Here is a 12,158-nt window from a genome sequence, read left to right on the forward strand (position 1 = left end):
GTTATTTTTCTTTATATAAGGAGCCCATTTTTTATGTTATTTAATCACAGGAACCTGATTCTATCATTGCAGAATAGGCTTTCATTCAGTATACTGTAAATAGAGGAACAAGAAACGAATTGGATAATTAGGCACTGAAAGAACGCACCACCGTTCTGAATGTTTCGAAACACACAACAGGTTATCGAAATGGCCATTGGAGAAAAATTCCTTTTTCTCCGAGGTTAGCGATTGTGACATGTTGCAATCGTTTTTTGTCCTTAAAATGTTGAGAAAAAGAAAAAAGGCACTTTGCATGTCAGCACCACCTGACAAACAAAGCCCTTCATAGACAGCACAACCTATCTATTCCAGTTGCCTTTTTTGCTAGTTACACTAGCTAATTTTAGTGTACCCGATTTTCAGTGAAATTACTAGCATCTTTAAAATTTTTACTGAAACGATCAGCCTGTGCACTGAACTAGTTTTCTTCAGCGGCGGCAACCGCTGAGAAGCTTTTTCTCAAATTTTAAGTGAATAATGTATCATAAACTTTTTTGGCATATCCATCCGTCATATTACATACAAAGTCCACCGCCATTTTCAAACGATAATAGTCTTTTTCTGCTTCTGTAGCGTTCTTTGCTTCTCTTCTATACAACGCTTTCGCGCTTTCCGAAATATTATTAAAGATTCGCTCCTCATACTTATTCATGGAAACTTTTTCGTATTTTAGTACGACTGGAACAAATTCATCTAGTAAACGATTGATGATATTGAAGCCCAATACCTCTTGATCCAAAATTGTTTTTGTTTGAAAAACATAGGCTCTAGAAAAGTTTTTTAATGCCTGAAAGCATTTCACTTCATCACAATCTTCAATGATAATTTCATTATGATAGATACCTCTCATAATTAAGTCATAATGATTAGCAAAATTTTTCGCTACGCTTTGACAAACAGCCCTTTGTGTCTTTCTCAAAAATTCTTGTAAGGTAGCTTCTTCTGTTTTATCTTTTTCTAACATTAAAAATTTTTTTGTTCCTGTTTGCGCATCAACAAACTGCTTTAAATCTTGATAGCTGTATAAACCATAATTATAGGCATCTTCGATATCTGAAAAAGTATAGGCGATATCATCTGAAGCTTCTAACAAAAAGACTAATGGGTGTCGCTTATTTTGTGTTCCTGTCGCAAATTTAATGGCGTTAAAGACTTGTTTTTCCGAGTAAAAATAGCCAACTTTTTTAGACAAAAGCTGTTGCTTATTTAATTGATCTGAAGATGCCGTATATTTGATAACTGTATCTAATGTCGTGGCTGTTAGTTTCATTCCTGCTTTAGAAGTCCCATTATCATGATGTAGTTTTGTTAAAAGTCGGATGGTTTGAGCGTTTCCTTCAAAGTTAAGAAAATCATTTTGTTGTTGCTCCGAAAAATCAGACCAACAAGCATACAAAGGACCATTTTTTTCAAACCAAATACGAATGGCTTCTTCCCCAAAATGTCCAAAAGGGGGATTGCCAATATCATGGATTAATGCAGCTGTTTCTAACAACCGATAGCATTCTGATAATTCCATAACCTCAATGTTTCGTTCGTTCAACTGTGAAATAACTAATCTAAGTATATCCCTGCTATGCATTGCCACTTCTAAGCTATGCGTTAAACGCGTTCTTACAAAATCATTACGTTCTAAAGGAAAAACTTGTGTTTTGTCTTGTAAACGTCTAAATGCATCACTTTTAATTACTCTACGATAGTCACTATCAAAAGATTTACGAAGTTCTGGGGCTAAATCTACTTGCTTATTTAACCAGTCATTTTGATATTGTTTGCCATTATCAGAAATACGATATGTACCAACCAACTGACGCCAATTCATTTTCATTTATTACCTCCTCCAATTACTCTACCTTCTCTAAATAAGAGACGTAAATATTTTTACATTTCCCAATATCACTAAATTCCCGATTGTTATACGCCTTATCCTTTTTCAATTTAAACCGCACTTTTTCGCCTTCTTGAAAAGTTCCCCACGTAAGAAAAAAGAATAGCCAATGGCTTTCATCCTCTGATAGCGTGTCTAAACCTAAACTTTTAGGCTCAATTAAGCTAGGTAATTTAAAACAGTCATACACCCCTTTTGCTGTGCCATACACAGGACGATGAGTGCTAAGAGTCGTTTCAAAATATCCCTTTTCATCAGGCTTTAAATAACTTGCTTGCCGAATCAGTTGTGTCAGTTTATTTTGGAATGGCTGAATATTTTTCTCAACGTTTAGTTCAAAATCTGGCTCAGCTTGTACATCCGTGTCATGAGATAACTTTTTTAATAAGCAGTTGATTTCATTAGTACTTGTCTTATCATTAAACGCAATCGCCAAACGCTCACTGCTAATAACACCTTTCATATCTTTCATAGAAAAATTATTTAACGCAATTGGATAGTGTTTATCTGATATCATCCAAGAAGCACCCATTTCGTTTAAACATGGAATACTCTGATAATAATGATCAGATAAAAAATACAGCATGACAGGTTGATTGGTTAGCTCCCTTTTAATCGTGTCAAAAATTAATTCTCCTGGCTGTACACCTGTTTCAATAGTGGAACTATAAAAAATATCCTGTGTTCGAAACCCAAACTTTTTCAACAATTGGATAAACGCATCCACATATTCTTGATCCTTTGAACTATGACTAATAAAAATCTTTTTCCCGTTGCTCACTACTCAACATCCTCCAAGTTAAATTTGTGTTTTCATTTTTTGTGAAATTCTATACTATTTCTTTAAGCGTACAGCGTTATCTGAAACCAGTCAATACTAAAATTATAAAATAACAATTATTTTGTTTTATTAATTTTTTATATAATGTTATTTTGTTAATGTTTTGTTATTTTTAAAAAAGTGATTATAGAGCAATGTACGGTTGAAATTATTTCCAATCTATTTTTTTCAATATTTTTATAAATATAAAAAAACACGCCTTTCTTTGCAGAAAGGCGTGTTTTTACGTCCGAGTATAAGGAGAATTGATTCATTAACCAATTGTCCCTTTAAGCGTTATTCATTAAATGAATTATTTGTTTTTTAAGTTGTAGAAAGATTTTAAGCCTTTGTATTCAGCTACATCGCCTAATTGATCTTCAATACGTAATAATTGGTTGTATTTAGCAATACGGTCAGTACGGCTTAATGAACCAGTTTTGATTTGGCCAGCGTTTGTTGCAACAGCGATATCAGAGATTGTTGAATCTTCTGTTTCACCAGAACGGTGAGATACAACTGCAGTGTAGCCAGCTTCTTTAGCCATTTCGATTGCTTCAAATGTTTCAGTTAAAGTACCGATTTGGTTAACTTTGATTAGGATTGAGTTAGCGATACCTTTTTCGATACCTTCAGCTAATTTAGTTGTGTTTGTTACGAATAAATCGTCACCAACTAATTGAACTTTGTCGCCTAATACTTCAGTTAATTTTTTGAATCCGTCCCAGTCGTTTTCGTCTAAGCCGTCTTCGATTGAAATGATTGGGTATTTAGAAACTAATTCTTCGTAGAACGCGATCATTTCTTCAGTTGTTTTTTCGCCTTCGCCTGAGTCAGCTAAAACGTAAACGCCTTTTTCTTTATCGTAGAATTCTGAAGAAGCAGCATCCATAGCAAGAACAACGTCTTTACCAGGAACATAGCCAGCTTTTTCGATAGCTTCGATGATTACTTCGAAACCTTCTTCGTTTGAACCTAAGTTAGGAGCGAAACCACCTTCGTCACCTACTGAAGTAGCTAAGCCGCGACCTTTTAAGATTGAAGCTAATGCGTGGAATACTTCTGCACCCATACGTAAAGCTTCTTTGAATGTAGGCGCACCTACAGGCATGATCATGAATTCTTGGAAGTCAATACTGTTGTCAGCATGTGATCCACCGTTGATGATGTTCATCATTGGAGTTGGTAATACTTTTGTATTGAATCCGCCTAAGTAATGATATAAAGGCACTTCTAGGTAATCAGCAGCAGCACGAGCTACGGCGATAGACACACCAAGAATAGCGTTAGCACCTAATTTACCTTTGTTAGGAGTTCCATCTAAATCGATCATTGCTTTATCGATAGCCATTTGATCGCGTACATCGTAACCGATGATTGCTTCAGCAATGATGTTGTTTACGTTATCTACAGCTTTAGTAACACCTTTACCTAAGTAACGAGCTTTGTCGCCATCACGTAATTCAACTGCTTCGTATTCACCAGTTGAAGCTCCTGAAGGAACCATTCCACGGCCGAAAGCTCCGCTTTCAGTGTAAACTTCTACTTCGATTGTTGGGTTACCGCGTGAGTCTAAGACTTCGCGTGCGTAAATATCAGTAATAATTGACATGTTTTGTCTCTCCTTTGAGTTTGTATTTATACTAAGGGGATTCCCTCATGTATGATTGTAGTTAATTCTCGCAAACTATGCAAACATTTTTTTGCAAAAGTCATTGAGAAAACGTTACCGTTAGTGATTTCTTATTTTACAGCATCTAATAAAGCTAAGAATGAATCTGCTTCTAAGCTTGCGCCGCCGACTAAAGCACCGTCAACGTTTTCTTTTGCCATATATTCAGCGATGTTTTCTGGTTTAACAGAACCACCGTATTGAATACGAACAGCTTCAGAAACTTCTTTGCCGTATAATTTTTCAACTGTTGAACGAACAACACCACAGATTTCATCTGCAATATTAGCATCTGCAGATTTACCAGTTCCGATTGCCCAGATTGGTTCGTAAGCGATAACCATTGAAGCAACTTGTTCGTTTGATAAACCAACTAAGCCGTTAGTGATTTGACCTTCGATCCATTCCGCTGTTTTACCAGCTTCATACGTTTCTAAAGTTTCACCACAACAGAAGATTGGTGTCATACCATTTGCAAAGATTGCTTTGGCTTTTTTATTGATATCTTCATCTGTTTCGTGGAAATATTCGCGACGTTCAGAGTGTCCGATAATCACATAGTTCACACCTAAATCTGCAATTGCAGCTGGTGAGTTTTCACCAGTGAAGGCACCAGCGTTTTCCCAGTAGCAGTTTTGTGCAGCTAATTTCACTTCAGAATCTTTTAGGTTCCAAGCTAAAGGAGCTAAGAATAATGCTGGAGATCCAATCACAGCGTCAACAACGTCGTTTGATGGAACAGCATTTTTGACTGCTTCTGCAAAGCTTTGTGCTTCGCTTAAAGTTTTGTTCATTTTCCAGTTACCAGCGATAATTGGTTTGCGCATGAAAAGCACATCCTTTTCTTTTTTTAAAAATATTGTCTTTTAAACTGATTATTTATCGTTAATAGAAGCTAAACCTGGTAAAGTTTTGCCTTCTAATAATTCTAAACTTGCTCCGCCACCTGTTGAGATGTGAGAGAATTTGTTTTCGTAGCCTAATTGAATTGCTGCAGCAGCAGAGTCCCCGCCACCGATGATTGTTGTTGCGTCTTCTAAATTAGCAATCGCTTCACAAACACCAATTGTTCCTTTGGCAAAGTTACTCATTTCAAATACGCCCATTGGACCATTCCAAACCACTGTTTTCGCACCTTGTAATTCGTTAGCGAATAATTCAATTGTTTTTTCACCGATATCCAAGCCTTCTTCATCATCTGGGATTTCAGTTGAAGGAACCGTGTGGAAAGGAGCGTCATTGCTGAACTCTTTAGAGACAACTGTATCAACCGGTAAAACTAATTTGTCGCCAGCTTTTTCCATTAAGCTTTTTGCTAAGTCCACTTTATCTTCTTCAAGTAAAGATAAACCAACACTATAGCCTTGTGCTTTCATGAATGTGTAAGCCATACCGCCACCGATTAAAATTTTGTCGGCTTTTTCAATTAGGTTTTCAATGACAGCGATTTTGTCAGAAACTTTTGCGCCACCCAAGATTGCTACGAATGGACGTTTTGGATTTTCAACAGCTTCGCCGATGAATTTAATTTCTTTTTCCATTAAGAAACCAGCAACTGTTGGGATACCAGTTGAAGCAATTCCAACGTTTGAGGCATGTGCACGGTGTGCAGTACCAAAAGCATCATTGACAAATACATCGCCTAAAGAAGCCCAGTATTTACCCAATTCAGCGTCATTGCCGCTTTCTTTTTTGCCGTCAACATCTTCAAAACGAGTGTTTTCAAATACTAAAACGTCGCCGTCTTTCATATTGTTAACAGCGTCTTCTAATTCTTTACCACGTGTTTCTGGAACAAAAGTAACTGGTTGACCTAGTAATTCGCTTAAACGTTCAGCCACTGGTTTTAATGATTTGCCAGCTTTGTCTTCTTCTGTTTTTACACGACCTAAATGAGAGAAAAGAATTGCTTTTCCGCCATTTTCAATCACGTATTTGATTGTTGGTAAAGCCGCTACGATACGATTATCGTTTGTGATCACGCCATCTTTTAACGGAACGTTAAAGTCAACACGGACAAGGACTTTTTTGTCTTTTAAATCTACATCTTTAATTGTCTTTTTAGCCATGAGTAGACCTCCTGTATTGTCAATTTTAGGATTTTTCTTTTTTAAAAAAAGAAAGCGGAGAAGCGCGTTGCTTCCCCGCTTATTATTTCACAATTGTTCAAATTTCACTAATGATAAGAATAAATCTTATAAGTTAGCGAAGTATTCTAAAGTACGAACTAATTGAGCAGTGTATGACATTTCGTTGTCATACCAAGCAACAGTTTTAACTAATTGTTTGTCGCCAACTGTCATAACTTTTGTTTGAGTTGCATCGAATAATGAACCGTAAGTCATACCTACGATATCAGAAGAAACGATTTCGTCTGTGTTATAACCATAAGATTCGTTAGCAGCTTTTTCCATTACTGCATTCACTTCATCAACAGTAACTTCTTTGTCTAATACAGTAACTAATTCAGTTAATGAACCAGTAGCTACAGGAACACGTTGAGCAGCGCCATCTAATTTACCGTTCAATTCTGGGATTACTAATCCGATTGCTTTAGCAGCACCAGTTGAGTTAGGTACGATGTTTGCAGCAGCAGCGCGCGCACGACGGAAGTCGCCTTTAGGATGTGGTCCGTCTAATGTCATTTGGTCACCTGTGTAAGCGTGGATAGTTGTCATTAAACCTTCAACAACACCAAAGTTGTCATGTAAAGCTTTAGCCATTGGAGCTAAGCAGTTTGTAGTACAAGAAGCGCCTGAAATTACAGTTTCTTCTCCAGTTAATGTTTCATGGTTTGTGTTGTAAACGATTGTTGGTACATCGTTACCACCAGGAGCTGAAATAACTACACGTTTTGCACCAGCAGTTAAATGTTTTTCAGCAGCTTCTTTAGAAGTAAAGAAACCAGTACATTCTAAAACGATGTCTACGCCTAATTCGCCCCATGGTAATTCTTCAGGGTTACGGTTAGCTAAAACTTTGATTTCTTTGCCGTTAACGTTGAATGAACCTTCGTGAACTTCAACTGTACCGTTGAAACGGCCTTGAGTTGTGTCATATTTTAACAAGTGTGCTAACATTTTAGCATCTGTTAAGTCGTTGATTGCAACTACTTCGATTCCTTCTACATCTTGGATACGACGGAAAGCTAAGCGTCCGATACGTCCAAATCCATTAATACCTACTTTAACTGTCATTAAAGATTTCCTCCTTATGAAAATCAAAAATTTTTTATTTTAAAGGGTTACCCCTTTTAAAATCTCGTTTGCGGCAGCTTCATCTGTGATGAGCCACGTTTGTTTTGGTGCATTTTTCATATATGCGCGAATGGCTTTGGCTTTCGTTTTGCCGCCCGCAATTGCGACGACATAAGGAATTTCTTGTAAGTTTTTTAATTGAAGGCCAATTCGTGGAATTTTATAGACCACTTTTCCTTCTTCATCAAAGAAATAACCAAACGATTCTGCCACGGCATTTTTTTGTTTGAGCATAACCATTTCGTCATCAGACATTTTTCGGCGTGCCGCCATGTGCAACGCTCGACCAATACTGTGCACCACACAGTTGGCATGACTAATTAACGTAAGAACTTCTTGAATCGAGGGTTCTTGTAATAAGCTATTATACGTTTCACGACTCAATTGTTCTGGGACATATAACGCCCGGTAGTTACCACCCGTTTTGTTGGCCATTACAGCACTAATTGAATTGGCTTGGACAGAAACTGCTTCACCAATCCCTCCTCTGGCTGGAACAAACAAATTATGACGTTTTTCAGTTTCTAGTGATCCCATATTTTCGGCCACCATGGCCATTGTTGTCCCACCCATAACCGCAATTGTATTCTCACCATTTGGTAAGAGTAAATTCAGCGTATTGGTTAAGACATCTCCAAAGTCCGAAAGAACTTTCTTTTGGATATCACTATCTCCTGCAACAACGATACAACGTTGAATGCCAAAGTACTGTGTCATTTCTTTTTCGATTTGGTGCATACCAAGCAATTGATTCATGACTAATTCTAAGCCTTGGTAGACTTCCAAACCGCGTTCTGTTAATGTCATCCCGCTTTTTGAAGGTTCAATCAGGTTGAGCTGCTTTAAAACATCTGTTTCTGTACGCAAGACTCGCTCTGTAATTCCCATCGTTTCTGATAAACTTCTACGTCCAATAGGTTGCATCCAATAAATATTGCGAAGAATTTGGAATCTTTCTTGTAATACATCGAGCATATCTGGAGCAACTGCTTCAATCATTTTAAATTCTTTTAACATGATGCGCTCCTTTTGTGGGTCGAAATATGTCCAAGTAAGACTGAAAACGACCTATGAACTTTAAAAAAATAGAATTGATGTTCGTTTTTCCTACTATTTATTCATAACAGTATTAAAAGTACTTATCAATTACACACTTAGTGTACCAGTTTTTTTGGGTCTTTTCAATAAAAATGATTCTTTTTTCATCGTTTTCTTTCAAATCCAAACAAAGCATTCGTTTGCGAGAAACAATAGCTACTTATTTCCGAATAATTAGATTTAATTAAACCAAAAGCAAAGGAATTCACGAACGTCTTTCAATTAACTTCTTGTTTAAATGGGAATTTCAGGTCCTCACACAAAGCATTTTTTTACTTATTTTTCAAAAAAAGCAACGAAAGAATAGACACAGCCATTCTCTCGTTGCTTCATATCCTTTTATTTGTAATCTTCTTCGTAAAAACGTCCTAAAATTTTGACATTATCTGAGATGCTGACAAAGGCATTCGGATCGCTTTCTTTCATGGCTGCTTCTAAACTTGGCAACTCAAAGCGTGTCACAATAGTTAGCAAAACAGTTTGGCGGTCGTGGCGATATGCCCCTTCCGCTTCATGAATAATTGTAATACCGCGGCGCATTTTCTTTTGAATCTCATCCACGACTCGATCTGGGTTTTTAGTGACAATCATAACTTGCATTTTCTTTTGCTTAGTATAAACAGCATCTGTGACCTTTCCACTTACAAAAATTGATAACGCACTGTAGAACATGTACTGCCAGCCAAATAAATAACCTGCAACGAAGACAATTAGTGCGTTAAAATAAATGGAAATCGAGCCAACGGAACGCCCCGTTTTTTTCCGAATGGTAATGCTTAGAATATCTAAGCCCCCAGAAGAAACCCCGTTTTTTAAAACAAAACCAATTCCTGATCCAGAAATCGCCCCACCAAAAATAGCACAGATAATTGGATCTTGAGTCATCACCGTTTGCGGAACAATATGCATAAATAATGAAGTTAAAGTCACGGTAATGAAAGTAAAAATTGTAAACTTCTTACCTATTTTCTTCCACGCAATAAAGAATAACGGCACATTTAACAGATACAATGTAATGGAGACAGGCACATTAAAACCGACAATTTTTGTTGAGAGGGTTGTTAAAATTTGTGCCAAGCCTGTTAAGCCACTGGAATAAATATTTCCTGGTTGATAGAAAAAGTTCATGGCAATTGATGCAAGAATAGCATAGACAATCGACACGGAAAATTTTGTTGTATAGTCATGAACTGGCAGTCCGTCATAAATTTTTTTCATAAATAATAGCCTCGTTTCAGGTTTTCAATAAATTACATTTCTTTTCATATTATACGTGGTTTACCGAGAGAAAAAAAGAGATTCCTATAATAATTACGGAAGATTCATCAAATGTTTATAGAAATGAAAAAAGAACGAAATCTTAACGATTTCGTTCTTGGGTTGTTTCATAATGGGCTCTTGGTCCACCAATATATTTAGGACGAGAATATAATGCTGTAACATGGGCCGCACCTAACGTTCGAATGCTCAAGCGAAGAGGAACTTGCACATGTTTTACATGCATACCGATAGATGTATCACCAATGTCAATCCCTGCTTGAGCAACAATATGCTCCACTTCCACAGGTTCATCAAATTTTTCAAAGGCAGCCACTGAACAAGAACCGCCAGCATGTAATTGCGGTACTACAGAGACAATTTCAAAGCCTTTTTCTTCAGCCACACGACGTTCAATCGCTAAAGCACGATTAATATGTTCGCATCCTTGGACAGCCAAAGAGATGCCTTTTTTGTCTAATTGTTCAATTAAGGTTGAGACAATCCATTGTCCTACTTCGGCACTGGAATTTTTACCAATGACGCCACCTACTACCTCACTGGTGGTACAACCCAAAACGAATAGGTCCCCTTTTTTTAAATTACCTGCTGTAATGACTTCTTCTGTAATTGTCACTAACTGTTCTTTTAACATTTTTTCATCGATAGTCATTTGTTCATCCTTCTTTCTTCTAAACGACCATTTTTTGGTAACACACGTTTTAATGTTTGACTAAGGGGCAATGCTACAATCACCCCAAATAAGGATTGAATGATATTCCCTGGTAAAGAGGCAATCCCCGCACCCACGCCGTAAAGCCAGCTAGTCGCTAAAGCATACCCGCTAATCATGAGGAGACTGGCTAAAAGTAATCCTAGCGTTTGCATCTTTTTACTTTTATTAAAGAAGTGACCTGCTAACCACCCTTGTCCGCCATGAATCAATAACGAAAAAACGAACCATTGTGGATAGCCTGACAATAAATCAATTAAACCACCGCTTAAAGCTCCGACTGTCAAGCCACCAATCGGACCAAAAAGTAAACTAGCAATGTAAATCCCTGCATCCGCCAATGTAACAAAGCCATTTGTTGCTGGGACGGGGATAATAAAGACCATTGACACAGCCACTGTTAAAGCGGTAATTACTGCATATAGACTAATTTTTCTTGTCATTATCCGCCACACCTCCTGCTAGTAATCCTTCATGCCACACACTTCCAAAAGCTGCATTTAGCTGGACCCCAGAAACAATGGCTTCATGAACGTATGTTTTTGCTAAATCAACTGCTTCAATTAACGGATATCCTTTAACTAAATTCGCACCAATTGCAGAGGCAAAGGAACAACCAGCGCCATCAATGGTGTGGGCCATTACTTTTTCTTTGATCAATTGAATATGTTGTTGTCCATCATAAAAAAAGTCACATGCTTCTTGGCCAAGCCAACGATTACCGCCTTTAATCACCACCGTTGCCGCTCCTAAAGAGTTTAACTCTTCCGCTGCTTGTTGGACTTCTTCGACGGTTGTTAATTTTCTGCCAATGAGTAATTCTGCTTCTTTTAAATTAGGCGTTACAATCGTTGCGAATGGAAAAAGTTTTTCAATCAATAACTGCATGTATCTTTTTTCATAAACTGAAGTCGTTTCTTTAAAAGCCAAGACAGGATCCAACACCACCGGCAGACCTGCGTGCTTTTTCAAAAAGGTTGCAATTTGTAACATACTTTCTTCACTGTGAATCAAGCCAATCTTGATGCCGTCTAAACTCCCGGCAGGTATGGAAGCGAGTTGCTCTTTCACCAAAGAAGTCTCAAGGTCATGAATCTGAAAATGATTCTTGGGGGCTGTAGCAAGGCAAGTTAAAGTTGATAAGCCAAAGACTTGATGATTTTCAAACGTTTTTAAATCTGTTTGAATCCCGCCACCTGAAAAAGGATCGGAACCGCCAATTGTTAAAATTATTTTTGTCATTTGTTTCGCTCCTTTATACACTCAGTTATCATACAAAGTTTTCTAAAAAGAAAAAACAGCCAATTGGCAGATTTTTAGCTCAGCCACTTTTTAAGTCTTTCGTTATCTTTTTCCTTTCCAAAAAAAGAGTGACCTCATCCGTCAATGAA

Annotated in this window: 12 protein-coding genes; all 12 read right to left on the reverse strand. The window is 37.3% G+C overall.

The window, feature by feature from the left end:
• Positions 1-81: 81 nt before the first annotated feature.
• Entirely contained in the window at positions 82-297 is a 216-nt protein-coding gene (locus tag IGM13_RS08630; protein WP_002357102.1) for a hypothetical protein, read from the reverse strand.
• Positions 298-508: 211 nt separating this feature from the next.
• Positions 509-1,870 carry a deoxyguanosinetriphosphate triphosphohydrolase gene (locus tag IGM13_RS08635; protein ID WP_002419683.1) on the reverse strand — a complete coding sequence of 454 codons (1,362 nt, stop codon included), beginning with the start codon at positions 1,868-1,870 and terminating at the stop codon, positions 509-511.
• Between the two features lie 16 nt (positions 1,871-1,886).
• A complete protein-coding gene (locus IGM13_RS08640) occupies positions 1,887-2,711 on the reverse strand; it encodes a toll/interleukin-1 receptor domain-containing protein (RefSeq protein WP_002419684.1) in 825 nt (274 codons plus the stop codon).
• A 352-nt stretch (positions 2,712-3,063) separates the two neighbouring features.
• On the reverse strand, positions 3,064-4,362 hold the full coding sequence (gene eno, locus IGM13_RS08645) for a phosphopyruvate hydratase (protein WP_002357098.1): 1,299 nt from the start codon (positions 4,360-4,362) through the stop codon (positions 3,064-3,066).
• A gap of 131 nt (positions 4,363-4,493) precedes the next feature.
• Positions 4,494-5,249, reverse strand: coding sequence for a triose-phosphate isomerase (gene tpiA, locus IGM13_RS08650; RefSeq protein ID WP_002362045.1), 756 nt, complete (start codon positions 5,247-5,249; stop codon positions 4,494-4,496).
• A 48-nt stretch (positions 5,250-5,297) separates the two neighbouring features.
• Positions 5,298-6,491 carry a phosphoglycerate kinase gene (locus IGM13_RS08655; protein ID WP_002357094.1) on the reverse strand — a complete coding sequence of 398 codons (1,194 nt, stop codon included), beginning with the start codon at positions 6,489-6,491 and terminating at the stop codon, positions 5,298-5,300.
• A 126-nt stretch (positions 6,492-6,617) separates the two neighbouring features.
• Positions 6,618-7,619, reverse strand: a complete 1,002-nt coding sequence (gap, locus tag IGM13_RS08660) for a type I glyceraldehyde-3-phosphate dehydrogenase (protein ID WP_002357093.1) — start codon at positions 7,617-7,619, stop codon at positions 6,618-6,620.
• A gap of 39 nt (positions 7,620-7,658) precedes the next feature.
• Complete coding sequence (locus IGM13_RS08665; RefSeq protein ID WP_002357092.1) at positions 7,659-8,696, reverse strand: sugar-binding transcriptional regulator; 1,038 nt, start codon at positions 8,694-8,696, stop codon at positions 7,659-7,661.
• Positions 8,697-9,116: 420 nt separating this feature from the next.
• The gene (locus tag IGM13_RS08670; RefSeq protein WP_002357090.1) at positions 9,117-9,995 is read right to left on the reverse strand and encodes a YitT family protein; all 879 of its coding nucleotides are present in this window, start codon (positions 9,993-9,995) and stop codon (positions 9,117-9,119) included.
• 142 nt (positions 9,996-10,137) lie between these two features.
• Positions 10,138-10,707, reverse strand: coding sequence for a TIGR01440 family protein (locus tag IGM13_RS08675; RefSeq protein ID WP_002419685.1), 570 nt, complete (start codon positions 10,705-10,707; stop codon positions 10,138-10,140).
• Positions 10,704-11,210, reverse strand: a complete 507-nt coding sequence (locus IGM13_RS08680; RefSeq protein WP_002395212.1) for an ECF transporter S component — start codon at positions 11,208-11,210, stop codon at positions 10,704-10,706. The genes IGM13_RS08675 and IGM13_RS08680 overlap by 4 nt, the downstream gene beginning before the upstream one ends.
• Positions 11,194-12,030 carry a bifunctional hydroxymethylpyrimidine kinase/phosphomethylpyrimidine kinase gene (locus IGM13_RS08685; RefSeq protein WP_002419686.1) on the reverse strand — a complete coding sequence of 279 codons (837 nt, stop codon included), beginning with the start codon at positions 12,028-12,030 and terminating at the stop codon, positions 11,194-11,196. Before IGM13_RS08685 ends, IGM13_RS08680 begins: the two co-directional genes overlap by 17 nt.
• Positions 12,031-12,158: the final 128 nt, after the last annotated feature.

This window comes from Enterococcus sp. DIV0561, assembly GCF_050539875.1.
Classification (GTDB): Bacteria; Bacillota; Bacilli; order Lactobacillales; family Enterococcaceae; genus Enterococcus; species Enterococcus faecalis.

Coding starts and splice junctions, on each gene's coding strand:
- IGM13_RS08630 (WP_002357102.1), bottom strand. CDS start 297: ATGCAAAGTGCCTTTTTTCTTTTTCTCAACATTTTAAGGACAAAAAAC.
- IGM13_RS08635 (WP_002419683.1), bottom strand. CDS start 1,870: ATGAAAATGAATTGGCGTCAGTTGGTTGGTACATATCGTATTTCTGAT.
- eno (WP_002357098.1), bottom strand. CDS start 4,362: ATGTCAATTATTACTGATATTTACGCACGCGAAGTCTTAGACTCACGC.
- tpiA (WP_002362045.1), bottom strand. CDS start 5,249: ATGCGCAAACCAATTATCGCTGGTAACTGGAAAATGAACAAAACTTTA.
- IGM13_RS08655 (WP_002357094.1), bottom strand. CDS start 6,491: ATGGCTAAAAAGACAATTAAAGATGTAGATTTAAAAGACAAAAAAGTC.
- gap (WP_002357093.1), bottom strand. CDS start 7,619: ATGACAGTTAAAGTAGGTATTAATGGATTTGGACGTATCGGACGCTTA.
- IGM13_RS08665 (WP_002357092.1), bottom strand. CDS start 8,696: ATGTTAAAAGAATTTAAAATGATTGAAGCAGTTGCTCCAGATATGCTC.
- IGM13_RS08670 (WP_002357090.1), bottom strand. CDS start 9,995: ATGAAAAAAATTTATGACGGACTGCCAGTTCATGACTATACAACAAAA.
- IGM13_RS08675 (WP_002419685.1), bottom strand. CDS start 10,707: ATGACTATCGATGAAAAAATGTTAAAAGAACAGTTAGTGACAATTACA.
- IGM13_RS08680 (WP_002395212.1), bottom strand. CDS start 11,210: ATGACAAGAAAAATTAGTCTATATGCAGTAATTACCGCTTTAACAGTG.